This is a genomic window from Corynebacterium sp. Marseille-Q4381 (genome assembly GCF_036881695.1).
In the GTDB taxonomy this organism is placed as follows: domain Bacteria; phylum Actinomycetota; class Actinomycetes; order Mycobacteriales; family Mycobacteriaceae; genus Corynebacterium.
In genome coordinates, this window is record NZ_JBAJNR010000004.1 from 33,820 (window position 1) to 55,125 (window position 21,306).

Below are 21,306 nucleotides of genomic sequence, written 5' to 3' on the forward strand. Positions count from 1 at the left end.
TGTTGGTGTCGGTAGGTAGGGTTTAGCCCATGACCCAGCAAACCGATCTGACCCTAGGACTCAACCCGCAGCAGCAGGCGGCCGTCACGCACCAGGGCGGCCCGCTGCTCATTGTCGCCGGCGCCGGATCGGGAAAGACCGCTGTGCTGACCCGCCGTATTGCGCACCTGCTGCGGGACCGAGGGGTCGCCCCCTGGCAAATTCTGGCCATCACCTTCACCAACAAGGCTGCGGCGGAGATGCGCGAACGTGTGTCCCACCTCGTCGGGCCCGAAGCCGAGAGCATGTGGGTGGCCACATTCCACTCTGTGTGCGTGCGCATCCTGCGCCAGCAGGCGCAGCTAGTGCCTGGGCTCAACACCAACTTCACCATCTACGACTCGGACGATTCCCGCCGCCTGCTCGGCATGATTGCGAAGGATTTCGGCCTCGACTTAAAGAAGTTCACGCCGCGCACGCTGGCGAACGCGATCTCCAACTTAAAAAACGAGCTGGTCGGCCCAGAGGAGGCGCAGGCCCAGGCGCAGCAGACGCACAACCCGTTCGAGACCACGGTGGCGAAGGTGTACGCCGAGTACCAGCGGCGGCTGCGCCAGTCCAACGCGCTCGACTTCGACGACTTGATCGGAGAAGTGGTGCGAATCTTCCGGGAGCACCCGGAGGTGACCGACTACTACCGCCGACGCTTCCGCCACGTGCTGGTGGATGAGTACCAAGACACCAACCACGCGCAGTACGAGCTGATCCACACACTGGTGGGCAACGGTTCCGACGCGCCGGAGTTAGCTGTGGTGGGCGACTCGGACCAGTCGATCTACGCCTTCCGCGGGGCGACGATCCGCAACATCGAGGAGTTCGAGCGCGACTACCCGAACGCGACCACGGTGGTGCTGGAGCAGAACTACCGCTCGACTCAGAACATCCTGAACGCCGCGAACGCCGTGATCAGCCAGAACGAGGGGCGGAGGCCGAAAAAGCTGTGGACCGCCCACGGCGAGGGCGAAAAGATCGTCGGCTACGTCGCGGACAATGAGCACGACGAGGCGAGGTTCATCGCCTCGGAAATCGACGCGCTGTCTGACCAGGGAATGAAGTACTCCGACATGGCGATCATGTACCGCACCAACAACGCCTCGCGCGCGATGGAGGACATCTTCATCCGTTCCGGCATCCCGTACCGGGTGGTCGGCGGCACGCGGTTCTACGAGCGCCGCGAGATTCGCGACATCATCGCCTACCTCAAGGTGTTCGAGAACCCCGACGATACGGTGAGTCTGCGCCGCATCGTTAACGTGCCGAAACGGGCGATCGGCGACAAGGCGCAGGCGATGGTTGCGCTGCACGCGGAAAACAACAACCAGAGCTTCGGGCGCTCGCTTGTCGACGCGGCGGAGGGCCGTGTCGACATGCTGAGCTCGCGCTCGGTCAACGCGATTTCGGCCTTCGTGGACCTGATGCGCGGCATTGCGAACGACATCCCGTCGATGGTCAGCGAGGGCACCGGCGTGACAGATCTGGGCCAGTTGGTCACCCGCGTTCTGGAGGACACCGGCTACAAGGCTGAGCTCGAGGCCTCCAACGACCCGCAGGACGCGGCGCGCCTGGACAACCTCAACGAGCTGGTCTCGGTCGCCCGCGAGTTTTCGTCGGAAGCGGCGAACCAGTTGGCGTACATGACCCAGGACGAGCTGGACGAGGTCATGCAGGAAGGTGAGCCCGCGCCGGGCTCGCTCCAGGCGTTTTTGGAGAAGGTGTCGCTCGTGGCGGACGCGGACCAGCTGCCCGACAACGACCAAGGCGTGGTCACGATGATGACGCTGCACACCGCGAAGGGGCTGGAGTTCCCGGTCGTCTTCGTGACCGGCTGGGAGGACGGGCAGTTCCCGCACCTGAGATCGCTGGGGGACCCGAACGAGCTCGCGGAGGAGCGCCGGCTCGCGTACGTCGGCATCACCCGAGCGCGGGAGCGGCTCTACCTGACTCGGGCCATGCTGCGGGCGTCGTGGGGTGCGCCGGTGACCAACCCCGCCAGCCGCTTTCTCGCTGAGGTCCCTGCGGACCTCGTTGACTGGCGCCGGGTGGAACCGGAGCCCACCTACAACTCGAGCGCGTGGGGCAGCCCTTCGCCGGTGTCGGCACGGGCCAAGCGGCCGCGCCGCGGTATCGCGGGCGACATGAAGGTGAACAAGCAACTCGACTTGGCGCCGGGCGATCGCGTCAACCACGCCAAGTATGGCCTTGGCACGGTGCTGACCGTTGAGGGCAGTGGCGTGCGGGAGACCGTCACCGTGGATTTCGGCTCCTCCGGCACGGTGCGCCTCATGCTCATCGGCGGAGTGCCGATGGAGAAGCTCTAGGCAGCGCGGCGCTAGATGGTGATGCCCTGCGCCTTGAACCACGGCACGGGGTCAACCTGCTTCTGGCCGTCGGGCTTGATTTCGAAGTGGAGGTGCGGGCCGGTGGACTGGCCCTCGTTGCCGATTTTCGCGATCTGCTCGCCGGCTTTCACCCGCTGGCCCACGCTGACGTTGTAGTCGCGCATGTGCCCGTAGACGGACACCTCGCCGCCGTCATGCTTGATCACCACCCAGTTGCCGAAGCCTTGGGCGGGGCCCGCGTTGATCACGGTGCCGTCCATCACCGCGTAGATCGGGGTACCGAGGTTGTTGGCGATGTCGATGCCGTTGTGGATGCGTCCCCAGCGCGGGCCGTAGCCGGAGGTGAAGCGGCCGACTGCCGGGGTGACCACCTTTCGGCCGTCGGCTGTGCGGCCGGTTTGGAAGCGGACGGAGTTGTCGCTGGTCTCCGGCGCGAAGGCGGAACTGATTTCCTCGCCCAACGAACGCGGGTCGTAGACAACCTGGTAGCCGGCGTAGCTCAGCGTCGCCCCGGACTTCGCCACGGTGGTCGCGGCGCCGACGAGTGCGCGAACCGCATCCTGGCTGTCCTTGATCGGGGCGCCGTTGAGGTGGACGGACAGCGCGTGGGCGGGCGCCGGCGCACACACGGTGAGCGCGAGAGCCGCCGCCACCGCGGCGGCGAGGGTGTTGCGGTTCGTTTTCATGCGGGCAGAAGCACCTTTACGTTCGTTGGGCATACCGGGATAAAACTTAGTGGTGGGGGCGTCGTTAAGCAATGCTCTGACATGCGGTTTTGTCGAATGACTGTTTCAATCCGCCGGGTTTTGCCAGCTCAAAGGGCTGTTACGGATGTGAAAATTGTTGCAGATGTTATTTGCGGCGCGTGACCAATCGGGGGCAAAACGAAAACCCGCCACACGAACGCGTGACGGGTCGGAAGGGCGTGTTTGCGCTAGAGCGAAATGCCGCGGGCCGCGAGCCACGGCACCGGGTCGACCGGGTTCGTGCCGTCCGGGTGAATCTCGAAGTGCAGGTGCGTGCCGGTGGAGAAGCCCATGTTGCCCATGCCGGCGATCTGCTGGCCCGCGGTCACGCGGTCGCCGACGGCGACGTTGAGGGATTGCATGTGGCCGTACACGGAAACGGCGCCGTCGTTGTGGAGGATGCGGATCCAGTTGCCGTAGCCCTGCGCCGGGCCGGAATCGATGACCGTGCCGTCCTGCACCGCGAGGATTGGGGTGCCGTTGACGTTGGCGATGTCGATGCCGTTGTGCATCGTGCCCCAGCGGGGGCCGAAGCCGGAGGTGAACGCGCCGAGCGCCGGCTTGACCACCTCGGGCAGGCGGGCGGCCAGGTCGGCCTTGGCTACCTCGGCGGAGTGCTCGACGGCCTTGGAGAGCTGCTCGGTCAGGTTGTCAATCGGCTTGTACTCCGGGATGGCCAAGATCTGCGGCGCGGCAGTGGCCTCGGACACCTTCGCGGCCGCGTCCTGGACCGCCTCGAGCTTGTCCACGTTGGCTGCGAGCTTGATCTCGACGCTCTGGTTCGCGGAGTCCTTGCCCGGGATCAGGTCGGCTGCAGTCGCGCCCGAGAGGCTAGCGGTAGAGACAGCGCCGGTGGTGACGGCGACAATGGCCACGCGACCCTTGTTCGGGCTCTGCTTGCGGTGCTTGCCACCGGTGTTCGACGACTTGAACATGCTGCCTCTTCGTTAAGATCCGTCGGCCCCGGGTGGTTGCTGCGGCAGTCAACCGTGACCTTTCCGTTATCTAGACGAGGTAACTGTAACGAATAGGTTTCGGGACAGCAACCCACTTCGCCAACAAAGGTCTGTCGGGAAATAGTAAGGAAACGTTACAGGGCCCCTCAAGTCACACGCTTATCACGGGCACCATCCGTTCGCGGTGCGCGGCAGAGTGTCTATCGGCCTGCTACCCCAACCGGGGTGGCAGAGTAAACGTCGATGAGTACAAACAACGCACCCCGGTCCACCGCGCCGCGCAGGGACGACGCCACAGCGCCGAAGGCCACCGCGCGCCGCAAACCGGTGAAGGCTACGGTGTCCTCCAACTCGCGGCCCGCAGACGCGCCGCAGGCCCCGACCACGTGGGGACAGCGCATGCGCGGCTTCATCCCGACGGCCGCGGCGCCGCTGCTCATCACAGCGCTGGCGGTCGTGGCGATCTGCTTCGCTGTCATCCTGATCAGCGGTTGGCGCCTGGCATACCTGCCGGCAGCCATCGGGCAGACGTGGCTCACGGTCAACGGTGCGCCGCTCAGCATCGACGGGGTAGAAGTAGCCAACGTCCCGCTGTTGCCCACCATCGGTATCGTCGCGCTGATTGCAGCCCGCATCCGCGCCGCGGCAAGAAGGAAGGTCAGCGTGCGCGACATCGGCGCAATACTTGCGGTTCTCGCGCTGACCTCGCTCACGCTGAGCGTGATTGCGCTGTTCATGGTCACCGACGCGGCCAACGTGTTCGCGATCGACCCGCCGAACCCAGCCGCGGCGTTGCTCGCGCCCCTTGTTGCGCACCTAGCCGGATTCGCCATCGGTGTGGGCCCCAAGGTATGGCGGGCGCTCGCGCGCCACGGCGGTGTGCCGGAGGAGGCGGCGGTGGCCGCTGCGGCAGCGTTTCGGTTTGTTGTCGCGCTTCTCGCGTGCGGGCTTGCGGTGTACGTCGTGCTCCTTGGGGCAAACGTCGCCGGCATCCGCGCGTCGCTCGACGCGTACCCGAATCTGGGCACCGGCGGACGGATCGCGCTGTGGCTGATTTGCCTCGGGTACCTCCCGAACGCGGCCGTCGCAACGCTCGCTGTCCTACTGGGCGGCAGCTTCGACTACGCGGCGGCGTCCGTCTCCCTCTTCGACGCGACCGCTGTGCCCGCCCCTCCGCTGCCGCTGTTCGCCGCGGTGCCCTCCGCGGTTCCGGCGTGGGCCCCAGCGCTCATGCTGATCCCGGCAGCGGTGGTGGTGCGCTTCGTGTTGAAGGAGCAGGGTTTGCTTATCGACGCCCTGTCCACCGCCACTTGGGCCGCCCTCTTCGGAGCGTTCGTCGGGGTGTATGCGGCCGGTGCTGTGGGCGCCTACGGCGTCGTCGGGGCCAACCCGTGGACGCTTGCGCTCACCCTGTTTGTGTGGGCTTCTGTAGCGGGCCTTGCCGGCTGGCTCCTTGCGCGTGTGCGGGGGGACTAGACTAGCCCACCGTGAGTGTGGACGTAGTGGTACTCGTGTCCGGATCGGGCACCCTCTTGCAAGCCATCCTGGACAACCAGGACGATAATTACCGGGTCAACCTGGTCGTCGCGGACAAGCAGTGCCCCGCGCTCGAGCGGGCCGAAAACGCTGGAGTGCGCACTATGGTTGTGCCTATGGAGGCAGACCGCGGCGAGTGGAACCGCAAGCTCGCGGCCGCGGTTGGCTCGGCCGACTGCGACGTGGTGGTCTCCGCCGGGTTCATGCGGATTCTCGGGCCGGAGTTCTTGGCCGTGTACGAAGGCCGCACCATCAATACTCACCCCTCCCTCCTGCCAGCGTTCCCGGGCGCGAACGCGGTCGGTGACGCGCTGGCGTACGGCGTGAAAGTCACCGGGTGCACCGTGCACTACGTTGATGAGGGCATGGACACAGGCAGAATCATCGCGCAGCGGGCAGTGGACGTCCGCGACGGCGAATCGCAAGACGCCCTCCATGAACGGATCAAGAAGGTCGAGCGGGAACAAATTGTGGAGCTACTTCAAGGAAAGGTGACCTGGTAAATGGGTATCGAGATTAAGCGCGCGCTAATTAGCGTCTACGACAAGACCGGTGTTGAGGAGCTCGCGCAGGCCCTCGGCGCCGCCGGCGTGGAAATCGTCTCCACCGGCTCCACCGCGAAGCGCATCGCGGACGCTGGCGTCGCCGTGACCGAGGTGGCTGAGCTCACCGGCTTCCCTGAGGTGCTCGACGGCCGAGTCAAGACCCTGCACCCGCGCGTCCACTCCGGCATTCTCGCGGACCTGCGCAAGGACGACCACGTGAGCCAGCTTGACCAGCTTGGCATTGAGCCCTTCCAGCTCGTCGTCGTTAACCTGTACCCCTTCGAGGAGACCGTGGCTTCCGGCGCCGATTACGACGAGTGCGTCGAGCAGATCGACATCGGCGGGCCCTCCATGGTTCGCGCCGCCGCCAAGAACCACCCGTCGGTGGCAGTGGTGACCTCGCCGGCGCGCTACGCGGACGTCATCGAGGCCGTCCGCGGCAACGGTTTCGACCTTGACCAGCGCAAGGCACTGGCACTTGAGGCATTCACCCACACCGCGCAGTACGACGCGGCCGTCTCCACCTGGCTCGCCGGTCAGCTGGCCGCCGAGATTCAGGATGCTGCTGCGCCGACCACCGCCGAGGCTCCCGCGCTGCCTGCTGACGCGCCGGCAGAAATCCCGGGTGCGCTGCGCTACGGCGAGAACCCGCACCAGGCGGCTCGCCTAGAGTCGGAGGGTTGGGGCATCGCGGCCGCTACCCAGCACGGCGGCAAGGAGATGAGTTACAACAACTACCAGGACGCTGACGCCGCGTGGCGCGCCGCCTGGGACCACGAGCGCCCGTGCGTCGCCATCATCAAGCACGCCAACCCCTGCGGCCTCGCAGTGGCGGACGAGTCGATCGCCGAGGCCCACCGCAAGGCCCACGCCTGCGACCCGGTGTCCGCCTACGGCGGCGTGATCGCCTGCAACCGCGAGGTGACCCTCGAGCTGGCTGAGCAGGTCAAGCCGATCTTTACCGAGGTCATTATCGCGCCGTCCTACGCTCCGGACGCGCTTGCGCTGCTGCAAGAGAAGAAAAACCTCCGCATCCTCGAGGTTGCACCGGAGACCCGCGGCGAGGAGCGCCGCCAGATCTCCGGCGGCTGGCTCGTCCAGGAGCGCGACACCTACCAGGCGGACGGCGATAGCGCCGTCAACTGGAAGCTCGCGGCCGGCGAGGCCGCAGACGAGGCAACGCTCGCGGACCTCGAGTTCGCGTGGCGGTCGGTGCGCTGCGTGAAGTCCAACGCAATCCTCATCGCCAACGACGGCGCCTCGGTGGGCATCGGCATGGGCCAGGTCAACCGCGTGGACTCCGCGAAGCTCGCCGTCGACCGTGCGAACACCCTCGACGGCGGCAAGAACCGCACCAACGGGGCGGTTGCTGCGTCGGACGCGTTTTTCCCGTTCGCTGACGGTTTCCAGATCCTCGCGGACTCCGGGGTCACCGCCGTAGTCCTGCCTGGCGGCTCCATCCGCGACGAGGAAGTCATCGCCGCCGCAAACGAGGCTGGGGTGACCATGTATTTCACCGGCACTCGCCACTTCGCGCACTAGCGCGGCCCTTCGACAGAAAGACCCTGAGCTTCCGTGTCATCTCGTCTCACCGCGGCGCTGCTCGCCGCGGGTATCGCACTTCCGACGGCTCCTGCCGTGTTTGAAATCCCCGTCATCGGCCCCGCCATCGTCCAGGCTTACAACGGGCTGCCTCCGGAACTGAAAAACCGCGTCCCCGAGTCCGTGCGGGCGCAGCTGGTGCCTCCTGTGAACGCCCCGGGCGCCGCACCAGCGACGCGGGCCCACGTAGCACCGGGAGCGGTCCAAGCTCAGCTCGATGCGCTGGTGCGTGACGTCCAGGCCCGCCACGGCGGCCGCGCCACGGTTTCGGTCGCCGGCGCAGGTGCGCAGTTCACCGCGGGCGACAACCGGCCCGAGCCGGCGTTTTCCACCATGAAGGTGCCGAGCGGCATCATCGCGCTGCGCAACAACCCGGGCACGTACGCCGACGTGGAAGCGACGATCGTGCGCTCCGACAACCCCGCCTCTTACCGGCTCAACGCTTCTGTGCCGGGTCCGTCGCTGAACGACGTGATTGCCGAGGCTGGGTCGCGCACCACCAACACGGCCGCGTGGCGCATGGGGACGTTGTGGACCACGTCTGACCAGGCGCAGTTCGCCTCCGGCCTTCGCTGTGTCGCTGGCCACGAGCCGGTGCTGGAGATGATGGGGCGGATCATCCCGGAGCAGCGTTGGGGGCTCGGCCGCATCCCGGGCGCTAGGTTCAAGGGCGGTTGGAACTTCCACGAGGAGGGGCATCTTGCCCGGCAATTCGGGTTGATCCCGGGGCCGAACGGCGACATCGCCGTGGCAATCACGGCCCACAACCCGCGCGGCTACCAGTCCAGCTACGCGATGCTGAACGATCTTGCCGACGGCCTGTCCAACATGACCAGCCAGCTCCCAACGTCGCGCTGCTAATGAGATACGCGCGCACCGCAGCGACGTGCCTTGCGGCGTGCGCGCTTGCCGCGTGCGCGCCGGGTGCGGGCGAGCAGACAGCTACGTTGCCGCCGGCGACCACGGTCACGTCGACGTCGGCGGTTCCGCCCGCGCACGGGGCACCTCCGCTGTCCGCAGAACCGGGCGCGGAGGACCCCGAAACCCAGTTAGCGCGCATCGCGCAGGGAGCTATAGAAATCTTTGGCGGCGAGGCCAGCGTTGCTGTCTCGAACACAGCGCAAACCCTGACTTCGGGGGACGCGCGAGACTACGTAGCATGGTCCACCATCAAGATTCCCATCGCTGTGGCTGCGCTGGAGGCAGACCCGAGTCTCTTGCCTGTCGCCGAGGCCGCGGTCACGATCTCAGACAACGGTGCCGCCGAGACGCTGTGGTCGGCAACCACACCTGCGGATGTCGAAGCGGTGCTCGCCGCGGCGGGAACACCAATCGCTGTCAACGCGGAGCTGACCCGGCCGGGATTCACGCCGTTCGGGCAGACAGTCTTCACAACCGCTGACCAAGCCGCGTTCGCTGCCGGTCTCCCGTGCTCGGCGGCATCTTCACCTGTGCTGGAAATGATGGGGCGGATCACCGCGGAGCAACGCTACGGGCTCGGTCTCCTCGGCGGCGCGCAGTTTAAGGGTGGGTGGGGGCCAGACGAATCAGGATCGTACGTCGTCCGGCAACTTGGCCTCGTCGAAGGCAGGGGAGTGGCGCTGACCGCAGCACCCGCTGACGGCACGTATGAAACGGCGCAGCGCATGGCGTCGATGATGGCTGTTGACGTCGAAACAGTCATACGCCAGCTTCCGCCCGCCAGCTGTTGGTAGACGGGTGTGACGGTACGATAAGCGTGCTAAATGGTTTCACAAATCCGAGGTAGCAATGTCCAATCCTTATGACAACCGCCCGAACGAGTGGGACTCACCCAGCTCCGCTCCGAGGGATTACCCGCCCACGCAGCAGTTCCCGCCTCAGCAGCACCAAACGCCGTACCAAGCCTCGCCCTACGCCCAGCAGGCTCCGTATTCGTACGGCGACTGGCAGCCCGCGGGGTGGCAGGCCGAACCAGAGAAGAAACCGAAGTCTAACGCGCCGTTGTGGGTTGCGCTCGGCGTAGCTATCGCTGCCGCGCTTGGTGCGGGCGGCTACTTCGCTTACCGGGCTGTTGATGCCGGGCAGGCGGAGCCGATTACGTCGACGGTCGTGGTCACCTCGACGTCTCCGGTTGCATCGGCCCCGGCCGGCGGTTCGAGCGCGAGTGCAGCAACCCAAGCTTCCGAGCCGACGCGGTCGCGCGCCGAAGAGGAGCGTGAGGCTGCGAAGAACAAGGAATTTGCTCCCGGCAAATCTGAGACGTCGGTGACCTCGCCCGAGTTCTCGGCCGTTGTCGGCGAAGACTTCGCGGCCTACTATCGCCAGCACGGGCAGGCGCCGGCGACGCTTGAGTCCAAAAGCCCGGTGACAGGGAAGACGTACACGATGACGTGCTTCAAGGCCTCTGGCGGCTACCGCTGCACCGGCGGAAACAATGCCTCTGTCTTCATCGGCGAGCGTTAAGATCCAAACGCGAGGCAAAACAAACACCCGCTCTCAAACCCTCGTAGGAGGGGAGAGCGGGTGTTTGTGCTGCTGCCAACCGGTCTTTAGCGGCTGGTGAACGGCAGAAGAGCCATCTCGCGAGCGTTCTTCACTGCGGTGGCGACCTGACGCTGCTGCTGCGGAGTCAGACCGGTCACGCGGCGGGAACGGATCTTGTGGCGGTCGGAGATGAAAAGACGCAGGGTCTCAACATCCTTGTAGTCGACCGACTCAATGCCCTTCGCCTTGAGCGGGTTCTTCTTCGGGCGGCGGGACTGCTCCATGCGAGCCTTGCGCTGGTTGTTGTTGCGCTTCATAGTTGTGCTGCCTCCTTACCACGAAGACTTACGGACGCCAGGCAGCTCACCGCGGTGAGCCATCTCGCGCATACGGACACGGGAAACACCGAACTTGCGGAGGTAGCCGCGGGGGCGGCCGTCACGCGAGTCGCGGTTGCGCACGCGAACCGGGGAGGCGTCGCGCGGCTGGCGGTTGAGCTCGAACTGGGCCTCCAGACGATCCTCGTCGGAGGTTTCCGGGTTCTTGATGATCGCCTTCAGCTCGTTACGGCGTTCCGCGTAGCGAGCGACGGTCTCCTTGCGCTGCTCGTTCTTCGCAATCTTGGACTTTTTAGCCATGGATTATCGCTCCTCGCGGAATTCGACGTGCTTGCGAACAATCGGGTCGTACTTCTTCAGCGTGATGCGATCCGGGTTGTTGCGCTTGTTCTTGCGGGTGACGTAGGTAAAACCGGTGCCCGCAGTGGACTTCAGCTTGATGATGGGACGGATATCGTTACGTGCCATTAGATCTTCTCACCTCGCGCGCGGATCTGTGCCACGACGGACTCGATGCCGTCGCGGTCGATGATCTTCAAACCCTTCGCCGAAACGTTCAGGGTGATGGTGCGGCCCTCAGAGGGCAGGTAAAACTTCCGCTTCTGCACGTTGGGGTTCCAACGGCGCGAGTGGCGGCGGTGCGAGTGCGAGACCGTCTTGCCGAAAGACGGCTTGCGGCCCGTAACCTGGCAATGTGCCGACATGGTTGACTTCCTTTACTTCTGCCGCCCACGCAAAGATTGTCAAAAGTAAAGCACCGGGAACAAGCGGTGTGAGGGTCCGCGGGCGGTGCAGTGCAATCGGTTGGCGCAGGCGTAAACGTGTACTTCGACAACAGCGAGAGCTAACCATACACGTCCGCACCTGTATCTCCTAATTTATGGCAGTCTGCGTGGCGTCGATAAGCAAATGGCCCTATCCCGCCTTCTTCCTGGGGGATAGGGCCCTGCGTTGGGCGGCGAACCTGCGCTGTTTAGAGCTGCTTCGGCTGGCCGTTCTGCGCCGCCAGCAGGTCGCGAATCTCGCTGAGCAGCTCCTGCTCGGTCGGGTCCTCGGCCTCCGGGTCGATGCCCTTGCGGCGCTTCTGCGCCTCGTCCAGCTTGTTCATCGGCGCGACGATGAAGAAGTAGACCACGGCGGCGATCAGCAGGAAGTTGATCACGGCGGTGAGCAGTGCACCGAAGTTGACGAAGGTCGCTTCGTTGCCCGGCACGATGCGCACGCCGAAGCCGGGGATGTCTGCGCCGCCGAGGGAAGCGATGAGCGGATTGATGATGTTGTCCGAGAACGCAGTGACGACCGCGGTGAAGGCCGCGCCGATCACGACACCGACTGCGAGGTCGATGACGTTGCCGCGCATAATGAAGTCTTTGAAGCCCTGGAGCATGATTTCCCTTCCGAATATGAATTTTCAAGTGTTTGGATGACGGTACGGGAATATAACAGATGTTTCGCTTCGTGCGATTATGACGACAGGGGCGCGGCCGGTAGGATGTTGCAGGTTGTCCGGCACCAGCTGGATGAAAACGTATTTTCGCACCCAACTCAGGCACGATCCAGCCACGCCGCGACGTGGCTGGAACCGACCTGAAGTTCAATCCTGAGGGAGACGAATTCCACTATGAAGAACGATATTCACCCGGATTACCACCCGGTGATTTTCCAGGACGCGAACACGGGCCACAAGTTCCTGACGCGTTCCACCTTGACCTCTGACCGCTCCGAGCAGTGGGAAGACGGCAACGAGTACCCGCTCGTCGTTGTCGATGTGACCGCAGAGTCGCACCCGTTCTGGACCGGCGCACAGCGTCTCATGGATACCGCTGGCCGCGTTGAGAAGTTCAACCAGCGCTTCGGTGGCATGGCTCGCCGCAAGAAGAAGTCCGCAGAGTAACCCAGAGACAGCACTTTAAGGAGGAAGAGATATGGCAACCCCCAAGTTCAAGATGTCCCGCGCGAACACCCGCATGCGCCGTTCGCAGTGGAAGGCTGACAACCCGGACCTGGTGTCCGTGAAGATCGACGGCCAGGAAGTGCGCATCCCGCGCCGCCTGGTGAAGGCAGCTCAGGCAGGCCTCATCGACGTCGAGCAGTTCTAGATCACCGCTAACCGGCGCTGCGTTATGCGCGCAGCTTGTGACGCGACTGAAGTTCCGGGCCCGAACAGGCCCGGGACTTTTTTGGTGCCGCGGTAACTAAATTGGCTAATCAAATCTACGAGATACCAATATTCCGTTAAGATCTTGCCTATGAAAATTTTGGTTGTGGACGACGAGCAGGCCGTTCGCGAGTCTCTGCGCCGGTCGCTGCGTTTCAACGGTTACGATGTCTTGCTGGCCGAAGACGGGGAGCAAGCTTTGGCGTTCATTCGCCAGCACCGACCGGATCTGGTCATTCTCGACGTCCTCATGCCGAAACTCGACGGGCTCGCCGTCTGCCGCATCCTGCGCGAGGAAGGCGATCACACGCCGGTGTTGATGCTGACGGCACGCGACGATGTTGCGGACCGCGTCGCCGGCCTCGACGCTGGCGCCGACGATTATCTGCCCAAACCGTTTGCGCTCGAGGAGCTGCTCGCGCGGGTTCGCTCGCTGCTGCGCCGCACCCGAGATTTGAGCGGCGGTAACGATTCGCTCGAGCGCGCCACGCTCGTGTTCCAGGACCTCACCATAAACACGGAAACGCGCGACGTGTACCGCGCATCGCGTCCTATCACGTTGACCCGAACCGAGTTCGCGTTGCTGCTGCTGCTCATGCAGAACGCCCGCCGGGTGCTGACCAGGCAACAAATTCTCGAAGAGGTGTGGGGCTACGACTTTCCAACGTCCGGTAACGCGCTCGAGGTCTACATCGGCTACCTGCGCCGGAAAACCGAGGCTAACGGCGAAGACCGGTTGATTCACACGGTCCGCGGGGTTGGGTACGTCTTACGGGAGAACGCTCCGTGATTCTCCGGCAGTCCGCCGACAGCCTTCCCCGCACTCGCGGTGCAGGGGACGGAGAGGTGGAGGCGCGCACGTCCCCATTCTTCGGATGGGGGCTTTCTTTGCGTCAGCATCTCGGGTTGCTGACCACGGCTATGGTGGCGGTGACCATCTTGGTCTCAGGCATGGCGGGTTACTGGGCGTTCCGCTCGGCGCTGACAAATGTGCTGGACAGCGAGCTGGTGGTGGAAGCTCAAACCCTGCTCGCGGAAGTACAGGACGTCTACATCGAACCAGACGAAGACGACGAGCTCGTGATGCGCGAGCGCCTCGCCTTATTCAAATCGCACAACCCGTTCACGCGTGTGGCGGTGTCGCCTTCCGGCACGAACGCGTTCTTCGGCGACCCGGTACCGGTCGGCGGGCAGTTCCGAGACCAGATCGACGGCGGGAAGCTTTCGACTCGGACCCTCGGCGGCGAGCGGATCATTGTCTACGTCGGGCCCGCAGAAAACGCAGTCGCGCTTTCACAGACGATCGACCCCTACGGGCGCATCTCCGGCAGTCTCGGAGCAGCGCTGTTGATCATCGTTGGCATCGGCGCGCTGTTGGCGTGGGCCGTGGGCGGTGCCGTAGTGGCCGCGGGGCTGCGCCCCCTGCGCCGCTTGCAGCGGGCTACTGACGACGTGACCCGCACCGGCGAGCTGAACCTATTGCCTGTCGACGGCGATGACATTTACTCGCAGGTCAGTGATTCGTTCAATCAGATGATGACGACGCTGCAGGAGTCGCGCACCCGCCAAGCCCAGCTCGTGGCGGATGCGGGCCACGAGCTGAAGACGCCGCTGACGTCTATGCGCACCAATATCGAGTTGCTGATGATGGCGACCTCGGCGGGCGCCGGGAAAGGCATTTCGGCCGAGGACCGCGCTGACTTGGAGCGCGACGTGCTCGCGCAAATGGAGGAAATGTCGGCGCTCATCACTGATCTGGTCGACCTGGCTCGCGAAGAGGCCCCGGGAACGGTGAGCGAGGAGTTCAGACTCGACGAAGTGCTGCACGAATCGCTGGAGCGGGCGCAGCGGCGGCGCACGGACGTTCAGTTCAGCGTGCGGACTCAGCCTTGGTCGATGCAAGGAGATCGCGCGGCGATGGGCCGGGCGCTGATCAACGTCGTCGACAACGCGGTGAAGTGGTCGCCGGTCGAGGGTACGGTCCGCATCACGCTGCGCGCAGGTGGCAAGCAAGCGGTGCTGCTTGTCGACGACTCCGGGCCCGGCATTCCAGCATCGGAGCGGGAGAAAGTGTTCGAACGCTTCTACCGCGCGACCGAGACGAGGTCGACCCCCGGCTCGGGGCTCGGCCTGGCAATTACGAAGCAGGCTCTCGCGCGCCACGAGGCAACCGTTGTGGTGGAGGATTCCGACGACGGCGGCGCCCGGTTCCGCATCGCGTTGCCCGGGTGGCCTCCAGGGGATTACTCCAGCTCAACCCCCACAGTAAACACTCAGTAAACCTTATGTGTCGTGGGGACGGGGGTTAAGACCAGGCACAGCGGGAGAGGGAACAATGACGCGAATGAGCAATCCCTTTCCTCCGCAGGGGCAGCAGGGCCCGGTTGGCCCGTCCGACCCCCATTTTGAGCAGCAGCAGCAGCAGTTTGGGCAACCGCAGTTCTATCAACCGGCGCTGTCGCCTGCACCGAAACGGGCGCGTGTCCTGCCCGCCATCGCGGCGTCTGTGGTGACCTCGCTAATCGTGGGCGGCGCGACCGGTTACCTTGCGGGGACGGTCAACACCGCGGCGTCGAGCCAGTACGAGGTCCGTGAAGCGCTTGAAAAACCCGCTGAGGAAGATGTCCAGGATGCGCCTGAGGGGTCGGTGGAGCGCGTCGCCGCTGCGGTGCTGCCCGCGGTGGTGTCTATTGAAGTCGAAAGTGCGCGCGGGTCGGCGGAGGGGTCGGGTTCGATCATTTCCTCGGACGGGTACGTGCTCACCAACCACCACGTGATCGAGTCGGCGGCAAGCGGTGCCGCGCGCCTGACTGTCACGCTCAACGACGGCTCGCAGTACCCCGCCGCGTTTGTCGCTTCCGACGTCAACACCGATGTCGGTGTGATCAAGATCGAGGGCATCGAAGGTCTGCCGGTGCTCGAGTTTGGAAACTCCGACAACCTAAAGGTCGGGCAGCAGGTGGTCGCCGTCGGCTCTCCGCTCGGCCTGTCCGCTACCGTGACCACAGGTATCGTCTCCGCACTCAACCGCCCGGTCCGCGCAGGTCAGGGTGGGGGAGAGAGCTCGCTTATGGACGGTATCCAGACCGACGCAGCTATCAATCCGGGAAACTCGGGCGGTCCGCTGGTGGATATGAACGGTCGCCTTGTCGGCATGAACTCGGTGATCGCGTCGCTGTCCACAGGCGGGCTGTCGGGCCAGTCCTCCGGATCAATCGGGCTCGGCTTCGCCATCCCCTCCAACTTCGCGCAGCGAGTAGCTCGCCAGCTCATCGACAAAGGCGAAGCTTCCCAGCCGATGCTGGGTGTCCAAGTCGATGTTTACCGCAGCGGCATGCACGGGGCAGTGATCGCGCAAGTGGAGCCGGGCAGCCCTGCTGAAGCGGCCGAACTTGCGCCGGGGGAGTCCATCGTGCGCCTCAACGACCGGCTGATCGACTCGGCGGATGGGCTCATTGCCGCTACCCGTTCCCGAGACTTCGGGGAGACGGTGACGCTGGAGGTTGAGGGCGCGGACGGTAGGTCTCGATCGGTAGATGTCACGCTCAGTTCCGAGTAAAGTCCCACAGGAAAACGATCTCCCGGCCCGAATAGAGGACCCCAATGGCAGCAACGCACGACGCGCTCGAGTACATGGAACCGGACGACGAGTTTCTGCAGGCCGCAGAGCTCGAAAACGGTAAACCGGGTACGCCGTGCGCGCTCGTCGTCCTGATCGGTGACCGCCGCTTCGGCGATCCCGGCGACGACACGCACAAAATGGTCACGGAGCTGCTCACCGAGATCGGTTTCCAGGTCGACGCGGTGGTGCGGGCGAAGTCGAAAAAGTCCGAGATTCGCAAGGCGATCGAGACTGGTGTCGTGGGCGGCGTCGACCTGGTGCTCACCATCGGCGGCACGGGCGTCGGCGCGCGGGATAAGGCGCCGGAGGCGACCCGCGGCGTGATCGACAAGATGGTGCCCGGTGTGGCGCAGGCGCTGCGCTCCTCCGGGCAGGCGTGCGGAGCGGTCGACGCCTGCACCTCCCGTGGTATTTGCGGCGTCTCCGGGCAGACCGTGGTGGTCAACCTCGCACCGAGCCGCCAGGCGATCCGCGACGGGCTGGCCACGATCGGGCCGCTGGTGCACCACCTTATCGGTGAGCTCAACGAGCACTCTGTGGACTAGATATGGCAGACCAGCAGCGCCGGGTACGGCGCCGCGTCCGGCGAGTTTCGGACGCCGACTACGACCGCACCGCCGATGCGCCGGTGACTGCAGAGGCCGGCGCCGACGCGGACCGGGCGGTGCAAATAGACGAGGACGCCGACGAGCAGCTTGCCGGCATCGAGTTCTATGAAGCGGAGCGCCCGCCGCACCACGGCGGGAACTAGGTTACTTCAGGACCACGGTCAGCGGATCGGCGAGCGAAGCCGCAGCCACAGCCGCGGCTTCGGATTCGCGCAACAGCACTAGGACGGTCCCTTGATCGCCGACGGTTACGATCTTGCCGCCGGAAGCAATCACTCTCGGCCCTTGGCCCACGACATCGACTCTGGCGCCGTGGTGCAGCATCGGCAGAATGTCTGGCTCGGCCAAGGGCAGTGGCACCATGGTGAACGGCTCCCCCGGCGCTTCGCCATCCACGAGCTGCGCAACTAAATCCGGTCCGACGAGGCGGGTCGTGGTCACCACCTCTCCCCGCGAAGCCCCGGCCGCAAGAATGTGCCCGACCACGAGCGCTGGGTCGTCGATCGCGTTGTCGGGAATCGCGGCGGCTGGAAGCCTGGCCGTGGTCACGTCGTCGGCAGTGACCAGCGTTCCCGCGGCAACCTCGCGGGCGAAGGTGGTGGTTAAGGGGTCGGTTTTGCGGACGTCGACAAGAAAGCTCAACGCCGCAACCACAACACAGCCCGCAGCGACAATCCGGCGAATCAAGGTGGCGCGGCGGTGACCGGGATGGGTGAAGGCTTGGAACTTCGATATCGCGTCCATAGGTATTGGACGCGTGCTACCGCGCGGCGGTTCCCTCCACAATGAAAAAGCCGGACGGCGTGATCACCGCGTCAACGGGTGCGTCGAGCTGGCCGTGCGGCACCTTTTCCGCAACCTCGTGGTCAAACACCACCGCCGCGACCGGGACGTGAAGACCAGCAAGCGCACGGTCGTAGTAGCCTGCACCTTTGCCAAGGCGCATGCCGGACCGGTCGACAGCGAGCGCCGGGACAACCACCAAGGCGCATTCGCGCAAAACGGCGGAATCATGGCGCTCGCCTACAGGCTCGGTGATCCCCAGCGCGCCGGGCGTGCTCGCGCCCTCTTGGTACATCGACCAGGCGAGGCGCCCCTGTGCCAGCGAGATCGGCAGCCAGACGCGCGCGGCGTAAGCGGCAAGCTGCGCAGGGAAATCCGCCGTGCCTGGTTCGCTGGGCAGGGGAGAGTAGGCGGCGATCGCGCCCCCGGTTGCCTCGAAGTGGCGCATGCAGTCAACGGTGTGGGCCACGATTGCCTGGTCTAGGCGAGCTTTCCTTTCAGTGTCGCCGCGCAGCTGCCTGCGCGCGGCGGTGTGGTCTTCGCGCATCCGCTGTTTTTCTTGCAGCAGTTCGGCGGCGGGGTCGGTCACGGAATAGGCCTTTCATCGCTGTAAGCTCATGTCTTATGCAAGAGTCTATCGATCAAGCTCAACAGCCCTCGACCGGCGCAGTGCGCACTGTTGTTGTTCCGGCGGCTGGTATGGGGACGCGGTTTTTGCCGGCGACGAAGACAGTGCCGAAAGAGCTTTTGCCGGTTGTTGACACCCCGGGTATTGAGTTGATCGCTGAGGAGGCCGCGGCTCTTGGGGCTGCGCGGTTGGCGATTGTGGTGGCTCCGCAGAAGCAGGAGATTATGGCGCACTTTGGGGAGTTCGCCACTCTGCGTGAGCGTCTTTTGTCCCGGGGCAAGGATGAGCAGGCTAAGAAGGTCAGTCGCGCGTTCGGGTTGATTGATGCGGTTGCGGTGACCCAGGATGCGCCGCTTGGGCTTGGGCATGCGGTGGGGTGTGCTGAGGCGGCGTTGGATGCTGAGGAAGATGTGGTGGCGGTGATGTTGCCGGATGATCTGGTGTTGCCGTTTGGGGTGATGGAGAAGATGGTTCGGGTGCGCGAGCAGTTCGGCGGCAGTGTGCTGTGCGCGTTTAACGTCACTGAGGACGAGGTGTTCAACTACGGCGTGTTCGATGTTGAGGATGCGGACGCGGGGGTTGATGGTGTTGAGGTGAAGCGGGTTCGGGGGATGGTGGAGAAGCCGGCGAAGGAGGAGGCGCCGTCGACGCTGGTGGCGACGGGGCGCTACCTGCTTGATCGTGCGGTGTTTGACGCGTTGCGCCGGATTGAGCCGGGCAAGGGTGGGGAGTTGCAGCTCACGGATGCGATTGAGTTGATGATTCAGGAAGGTCATCCGGTGCATGTTGTGGTGCATGACGGTAAGCGCCACGATTTGGGTAATCCTGGGGGCTATATCCCGGCGAATGTCGATTTCGGGTTGCGGGATGAGAAGTACGGGCCTGCGCTGTACACCGCGATTAAGCAGATTCTGGCCGATTTCGAGGCGGAGCACCCCGAAGTCGTCGACAACACCGGGCACTAACCCGGCAGGGCGAGAAGGGGCAGACCGATGCGCAGCGTTGATGAGCAGTTGGCGATGGTGGTTGATGCTGCCGTCACCCCGGAGCCAATTCGGCTCAGCCTCACGGACGCGCTCGGGCTGATGTGCGCCGAGGAGATCGCCGCCTCGGAACCGCTGCCAGGGTTCAACCAAGCTGCGGTCGACGGCTACGCCGTGCGTAGCGTCGACGTTGGCGGGGCGGTGGCGATCTCCAGTGCCGCCGCAGGTAGTAGCGATGCTCCCGCTGGCGGCGCAATCGCGCTGCCCGTGGTCGGTGAGGTGGCCGCCGGGTCGCAGAAGCCGCTGCGCCTGCAACCTAAGCAGGCTGTTCGCGTTGCAACGGGCGCGCCGCTGCCCACGCTGGCGGATGCGGTGCTGCCGCTGGAGTGGTCCGACCGCGGCCAGAAGCGGGTCACGCCTCGGCGTCCTGTGCACACCGGCGATTTCGTCCGCCGCACCGGCTCCGACATTCAACCGGGCGACATTGCGGTGCGCCAAGGGACTGTGCTCGGACCCGCGCAAATCGGCCTGATCGCCGCCGCCGGCCGCGACAAGGTGCTCGTCTACCCGCGCCCGCGTGTGACGGTGATGGCGTACGGCCTCGAGCTGGTCGACGTGGACCGCGATCCGGGCCTCGGCCAGGTGTACGACGTGGCGTCGTACGCCGTCGCAGCAGCTTGCGGGGAAGCCGGCGCTGACGTGACCCGCGTGGGCATCATCAACGCAGAACCGCGCCGCCTGCGCGAAACGGTTGCCAACGCGGTCGCGCGCAGCGAGATGGTGGTCATCATCGGAGCGGTCGGCGGCTCCGGCGCCGATGCGCTGCTTAGCGTGCTGCGCGAGATCGGCGAGGTGGACACGACCCGCGTAGCAATGCACCCGGGCTCGGTGCAGGGTTTCGGGCTTATCGGCGACGAGCGCATCCCCGCATTCCTTCTGCCGTCGAACCCTGTCTCGGCGCTTGTCGTCGCGGAAACGCTGGTCCGCCCGGCGATTCGCAAGTCCCTGGGGAGGCAGACCACCGAGCGCCGCACTGTGCGTGCGCGGTCGCTGAAGCCGATAGAGTCCATCGGCGGCCGCCGCGGCTACATTCGCGCGCGCCTGATGCGCGACGCCACCACGGGCGATTACTTGGTGGAGTCACTTGGATCCGTCGGCGGTGCGGCCGCGCACCTGCTAGCCGGTTTCGCTGAGGCGAACGCCATGATCCGTCTGCCAGAAGGCATCACCCGTGTTCGCCCAGGCGAGATCGTGGACGTCGAGTTTCTCCAGCAGCGCGGCTAATGCTCGACCGTCTCGCCGCGGCGCTGCGCGCGCCCACCCCGGGTTGGCCGGAACAGACCCGTGCAGTGCAGCTTGCTGACGGTTCCACTGTCCACCTCCGCCCGCTCAAATCCAGCGACGGGGACAGCTGGATGCAGACCCGGATTGTTGATGAGGCGTGGCTGCGCCCCGTCGAACCCACCACACACGGCACGTGGACGCAGGCCCATTCGTACGCCGCATGGCGCACCACGTGGCTGAACCTCAAGCGCCTCGCCGCAAACGGCGTCGTCGTCCCGCTCGTCATCGAGGTAAACGGCGAGTTTGCCGGCCAGGTCACACTCGGCAACATTCAGCACGGCGCGGTGGGGGAGTGCTGGATCGGGTACTGGGTGCATTCGCCGTTCATGGGCCGCGGGGTGGCTACGGCAGCCTGCGCGCTCGGCACCGACCACGCCTTCGGGCGCATCGGCATGAACCGGGTGACGGCGACCTACCTGCCGTACAACCCGGCGTCTGGCAAGGTGCTCGCCCACTGCGGTTTCCGCGAGGAGGGCTACATGCGCCGCAACCTCCACATCGACGGGCAGTGGCGCGACCACCACTTTGTGGCGATCAACGCTGACGATTACCCCACCACTGCGGTGCAGCGCCTGGCTGAGGCAGGCAGGATTCGAATTTGAGCTCTAGCTAA

The 21,306-nt window shown here is 65.1% G+C and carries 26 protein-coding genes; 17 read left to right on the plus strand and 9 right to left on the minus strand.

What is annotated here, in order from left to right:
• The first annotated feature begins 29 nt into the window (after positions 1 to 29).
• Positions 30 to 2,357: a DNA helicase PcrA gene (pcrA, locus tag V6D40_RS04325; protein ID WP_334289140.1), complete on the plus strand. Its 2,328-nt coding sequence runs from the start codon at positions 30 to 32 to the stop codon at positions 2,355 to 2,357.
• An 11-nt stretch (positions 2,358 to 2,368) separates the two neighbouring features.
• Here the strand turns inward: pcrA and V6D40_RS04330 are convergent, their stop codons facing one another.
• Together V6D40_RS04330 and V6D40_RS04335 are read right to left on the minus strand one after the other, a co-directional pair.
• Entirely contained in the window at positions 2,369 to 3,064 is a 696-nt protein-coding gene (locus V6D40_RS04330) for a M23 family metallopeptidase (protein WP_334289141.1), read from the minus strand.
• 248 nt (positions 3,065 to 3,312) lie between these two features.
• Positions 3,313 to 4,059, minus strand: coding sequence for a M23 family metallopeptidase (locus tag V6D40_RS04335; RefSeq protein WP_334289142.1), 747 nt, complete (start codon positions 4,057 to 4,059; stop codon positions 3,313 to 3,315).
• Positions 4,060 to 4,323: 264 nt separating this feature from the next.
• Between V6D40_RS04335 and V6D40_RS04340 the strand changes: the two genes are divergently transcribed.
• Genes V6D40_RS04340 through V6D40_RS04365 form a run of 6 tightly spaced genes read left to right on the plus strand, consistent with a single transcriptional unit; the run spans position 4,324 to position 10,208 of the window.
• Positions 4,324 to 5,556, plus strand: coding sequence for a cell division protein PerM (locus V6D40_RS04340; RefSeq protein ID WP_334289143.1), 1,233 nt, complete (start codon positions 4,324 to 4,326; stop codon positions 5,554 to 5,556).
• 11 nt (positions 5,557 to 5,567) lie between these two features.
• Positions 5,568 to 6,119, plus strand: a complete 552-nt coding sequence (gene purN / locus V6D40_RS04345; RefSeq protein ID WP_334289144.1) for a phosphoribosylglycinamide formyltransferase — start codon at positions 5,568 to 5,570, stop codon at positions 6,117 to 6,119.
• The gene (gene purH, locus V6D40_RS04350; RefSeq protein ID WP_334289145.1) at positions 6,120 to 7,703 is read left to right on the plus strand and encodes a bifunctional phosphoribosylaminoimidazolecarboxamide formyltransferase/IMP cyclohydrolase; all 1,584 of its coding nucleotides are present in this window, start codon (positions 6,120 to 6,122) and stop codon (positions 7,701 to 7,703) included. It begins immediately after the preceding gene.
• A 33-nt stretch (positions 7,704 to 7,736) separates the two neighbouring features.
• Positions 7,737 to 8,624, plus strand: a complete 888-nt coding sequence (locus V6D40_RS04355; RefSeq protein WP_334289146.1) for a hypothetical protein — start codon at positions 7,737 to 7,739, stop codon at positions 8,622 to 8,624.
• A complete protein-coding gene (locus V6D40_RS04360; protein WP_334289147.1) occupies positions 8,624 to 9,478 on the plus strand; it encodes a hypothetical protein in 855 nt (284 codons plus the stop codon). The genes V6D40_RS04355 and V6D40_RS04360 overlap by 1 nt, the downstream gene beginning before the upstream one ends.
• A 55-nt stretch (positions 9,479 to 9,533) precedes the next feature.
• Positions 9,534 to 10,208, plus strand: coding sequence for a hypothetical protein (locus V6D40_RS04365; protein WP_334289148.1), 675 nt, complete (start codon positions 9,534 to 9,536; stop codon positions 10,206 to 10,208).
• An 86-nt stretch (positions 10,209 to 10,294) separates the two neighbouring features.
• Here V6D40_RS04365 and rpsR read toward each other — a convergent pair whose 3' ends face one another.
• From rpsR to mscL, 5 genes are all read right to left on the minus strand, one after another.
• Positions 10,295 to 10,546 (minus strand): 30S ribosomal protein S18, encoded by a 252-nt coding sequence (gene rpsR, locus V6D40_RS04370; RefSeq protein WP_066530425.1) that lies wholly within the window; start codon positions 10,544 to 10,546, stop codon positions 10,295 to 10,297.
• 15 nt (positions 10,547 to 10,561) lie between these two features.
• Positions 10,562 to 10,867 carry a 30S ribosomal protein S14 gene (gene rpsN, locus V6D40_RS04375; RefSeq protein ID WP_334289149.1) on the minus strand — a complete coding sequence of 102 codons (306 nt, stop codon included), beginning with the start codon at positions 10,865 to 10,867 and terminating at the stop codon, positions 10,562 to 10,564.
• A 3-nt stretch (positions 10,868 to 10,870) separates the two neighbouring features.
• Positions 10,871 to 11,035 carry a 50S ribosomal protein L33 gene (rpmG, locus tag V6D40_RS04380; protein WP_334289150.1) on the minus strand — a complete coding sequence of 55 codons (165 nt, stop codon included), beginning with the start codon at positions 11,033 to 11,035 and terminating at the stop codon, positions 10,871 to 10,873.
• On the minus strand, positions 11,035 to 11,271 hold the full coding sequence (gene rpmB / locus V6D40_RS04385) for a 50S ribosomal protein L28 (RefSeq protein ID WP_334289151.1): 237 nt from the start codon (positions 11,269 to 11,271) through the stop codon (positions 11,035 to 11,037). Before rpmB ends, rpmG begins: the two co-directional genes overlap by 1 nt.
• Before the next feature lie 269 nt (positions 11,272 to 11,540).
• Positions 11,541 to 11,954: a large-conductance mechanosensitive channel protein MscL gene (gene mscL / locus V6D40_RS04390; protein WP_334289152.1), complete on the minus strand. Its 414-nt coding sequence runs from the start codon at positions 11,952 to 11,954 to the stop codon at positions 11,541 to 11,543.
• Positions 11,955 to 12,188: 234 nt separating this feature from the next.
• On the opposite strand from mscL, the gene V6D40_RS04395 reads away from it, so the two are divergent.
• The 7 genes from V6D40_RS04395 (at position 12,189) to V6D40_RS04425 (ending at position 17,098) form a co-directional block, all read left to right on the plus strand.
• Complete coding sequence (locus V6D40_RS04395) at positions 12,189 to 12,461, plus strand: type B 50S ribosomal protein L31 (protein WP_334289153.1); 273 nt, start codon at positions 12,189 to 12,191, stop codon at positions 12,459 to 12,461.
• 31 nt (positions 12,462 to 12,492) lie between these two features.
• On the plus strand, positions 12,493 to 12,666 hold the full coding sequence (gene rpmF / locus V6D40_RS04400) for a 50S ribosomal protein L32 (RefSeq protein ID WP_334289154.1): 174 nt from the start codon (positions 12,493 to 12,495) through the stop codon (positions 12,664 to 12,666).
• Between the two features lie 150 nt (positions 12,667 to 12,816).
• A complete protein-coding gene (locus V6D40_RS04405) occupies positions 12,817 to 13,515 on the plus strand; it encodes a response regulator transcription factor (protein ID WP_334289155.1) in 699 nt (232 codons plus the stop codon).
• 98 nt (positions 13,516 to 13,613) lie between these two features.
• The gene (locus V6D40_RS04410; protein WP_334289156.1) at positions 13,614 to 15,005 is read left to right on the plus strand and encodes a HAMP domain-containing sensor histidine kinase; all 1,392 of its coding nucleotides are present in this window, start codon (positions 13,614 to 13,616) and stop codon (positions 15,003 to 15,005) included.
• A 64-nt stretch (positions 15,006 to 15,069) separates the two neighbouring features.
• Positions 15,070 to 16,284, plus strand: a complete 1,215-nt coding sequence (locus V6D40_RS04415; protein WP_334289157.1) for a S1C family serine protease — start codon at positions 15,070 to 15,072, stop codon at positions 16,282 to 16,284.
• 44 nt (positions 16,285 to 16,328) lie between these two features.
• On the plus strand, positions 16,329 to 16,892 hold the full coding sequence (locus V6D40_RS04420; protein ID WP_334289158.1) for a MogA/MoaB family molybdenum cofactor biosynthesis protein: 564 nt from the start codon (positions 16,329 to 16,331) through the stop codon (positions 16,890 to 16,892).
• 2 nt (positions 16,893 to 16,894) lie between these two features.
• The gene (locus V6D40_RS04425; RefSeq protein ID WP_334289159.1) at positions 16,895 to 17,098 is read left to right on the plus strand and encodes a hypothetical protein; all 204 of its coding nucleotides are present in this window, start codon (positions 16,895 to 16,897) and stop codon (positions 17,096 to 17,098) included.
• Between the two features lies 1 nt (position 17,099).
• Here the strand turns inward: V6D40_RS04425 and V6D40_RS04430 are convergent, their stop codons facing one another.
• Together V6D40_RS04430 and V6D40_RS04435 are read right to left on the minus strand one after the other, a co-directional pair.
• Positions 17,100 to 17,699, minus strand: coding sequence for an SAF domain-containing protein (locus V6D40_RS04430; protein WP_334289160.1), 600 nt, complete (start codon positions 17,697 to 17,699; stop codon positions 17,100 to 17,102).
• Between the two features lie 16 nt (positions 17,700 to 17,715).
• On the minus strand, positions 17,716 to 18,327 hold the full coding sequence (locus V6D40_RS04435) for a 5-formyltetrahydrofolate cyclo-ligase (RefSeq protein ID WP_334289161.1): 612 nt from the start codon (positions 18,325 to 18,327) through the stop codon (positions 17,716 to 17,718).
• 35 nt (positions 18,328 to 18,362) lie between these two features.
• On the opposite strand from V6D40_RS04435, the gene V6D40_RS04440 reads away from it, so the two are divergent.
• From V6D40_RS04440 to V6D40_RS04450, 3 genes are read left to right on the plus strand one after another with little or no spacing between them, the layout of a single operon-like run.
• Positions 18,363 to 19,331, plus strand: a complete 969-nt coding sequence (locus V6D40_RS04440; protein WP_334289162.1) for a UTP--glucose-1-phosphate uridylyltransferase — start codon at positions 18,363 to 18,365, stop codon at positions 19,329 to 19,331.
• A 27-nt stretch (positions 19,332 to 19,358) separates the two neighbouring features.
• Positions 19,359 to 20,633: a molybdotransferase-like divisome protein Glp gene (gene glp, locus V6D40_RS04445; RefSeq protein WP_334289163.1), complete on the plus strand. Its 1,275-nt coding sequence runs from the start codon at positions 19,359 to 19,361 to the stop codon at positions 20,631 to 20,633.
• On the plus strand, positions 20,633 to 21,295 hold the full coding sequence (locus V6D40_RS04450; RefSeq protein WP_334289164.1) for a GNAT family N-acetyltransferase: 663 nt from the start codon (positions 20,633 to 20,635) through the stop codon (positions 21,293 to 21,295). Before glp ends, V6D40_RS04450 begins: the two co-directional genes overlap by 1 nt.
• Positions 21,296 to 21,306 lie beyond the last annotated feature (11 nt).

Excerpts from the sequence above, each read along its gene's own strand:
- rpmG (WP_334289150.1), bottom strand. The coding sequence starts at position 11,035 with ATGGCACGTAACGATATCCGTCCCATCATCAAGCTGAAGTCCACTGCG.
- V6D40_RS04440 (WP_334289162.1), top strand. The coding sequence starts at position 18,363 with ATGCAAGAGTCTATCGATCAAGCTCAACAGCCCTCGACCGGCGCAGTG.
- V6D40_RS04360 (WP_334289147.1), top strand. The coding sequence starts at position 8,624 with ATGAGATACGCGCGCACCGCAGCGACGTGCCTTGCGGCGTGCGCGCTT.
- V6D40_RS04415 (WP_334289157.1), top strand. The coding sequence starts at position 15,070 with ATGAGCAATCCCTTTCCTCCGCAGGGGCAGCAGGGCCCGGTTGGCCCG.
- rpmF (WP_334289154.1), top strand. The coding sequence starts at position 12,493 with ATGGCAACCCCCAAGTTCAAGATGTCCCGCGCGAACACCCGCATGCGC.
- V6D40_RS04405 (WP_334289155.1), top strand. The coding sequence starts at position 12,817 with ATGAAAATTTTGGTTGTGGACGACGAGCAGGCCGTTCGCGAGTCTCTG.
- V6D40_RS04330 (WP_334289141.1), bottom strand. The coding sequence starts at position 3,064 with ATGAAAACGAACCGCAACACCCTCGCCGCCGCGGTGGCGGCGGCTCTC.
- rpmB (WP_334289151.1), bottom strand. The coding sequence starts at position 11,271 with ATGTCGGCACATTGCCAGGTTACGGGCCGCAAGCCGTCTTTCGGCAAG.
- V6D40_RS04335 (WP_334289142.1), bottom strand. The coding sequence starts at position 4,059 with ATGTTCAAGTCGTCGAACACCGGTGGCAAGCACCGCAAGCAGAGCCCG.
- rpsR (WP_066530425.1), bottom strand. The coding sequence starts at position 10,546 with ATGAAGCGCAACAACAACCAGCGCAAGGCTCGCATGGAGCAGTCCCGC.
- mscL (WP_334289152.1), bottom strand. The coding sequence starts at position 11,954 with ATGCTCCAGGGCTTCAAAGACTTCATTATGCGCGGCAACGTCATCGAC.
- V6D40_RS04365 (WP_334289148.1), top strand. The coding sequence starts at position 9,534 with ATGTCCAATCCTTATGACAACCGCCCGAACGAGTGGGACTCACCCAGC.
- V6D40_RS04430 (WP_334289160.1), bottom strand. The coding sequence starts at position 17,699 with ATGGACGCGATATCGAAGTTCCAAGCCTTCACCCATCCCGGTCACCGC.
- V6D40_RS04395 (WP_334289153.1), top strand. The coding sequence starts at position 12,189 with ATGAAGAACGATATTCACCCGGATTACCACCCGGTGATTTTCCAGGAC.
- V6D40_RS04425 (WP_334289159.1), top strand. The coding sequence starts at position 16,895 with ATGGCAGACCAGCAGCGCCGGGTACGGCGCCGCGTCCGGCGAGTTTCG.
- V6D40_RS04340 (WP_334289143.1), top strand. The coding sequence starts at position 4,324 with ATGAGTACAAACAACGCACCCCGGTCCACCGCGCCGCGCAGGGACGAC.
- glp (WP_334289163.1), top strand. The coding sequence starts at position 19,359 with ATGCGCAGCGTTGATGAGCAGTTGGCGATGGTGGTTGATGCTGCCGTC.
- V6D40_RS04420 (WP_334289158.1), top strand. The coding sequence starts at position 16,329 with ATGGCAGCAACGCACGACGCGCTCGAGTACATGGAACCGGACGACGAG.
- purH (WP_334289145.1), top strand. The coding sequence starts at position 6,120 with ATGGGTATCGAGATTAAGCGCGCGCTAATTAGCGTCTACGACAAGACC.
- V6D40_RS04450 (WP_334289164.1), top strand. The coding sequence starts at position 20,633 with ATGCTCGACCGTCTCGCCGCGGCGCTGCGCGCGCCCACCCCGGGTTGG.
- pcrA (WP_334289140.1), top strand. The coding sequence starts at position 30 with ATGACCCAGCAAACCGATCTGACCCTAGGACTCAACCCGCAGCAGCAG.
- rpsN (WP_334289149.1), bottom strand. The coding sequence starts at position 10,867 with ATGGCTAAAAAGTCCAAGATTGCGAAGAACGAGCAGCGCAAGGAGACC.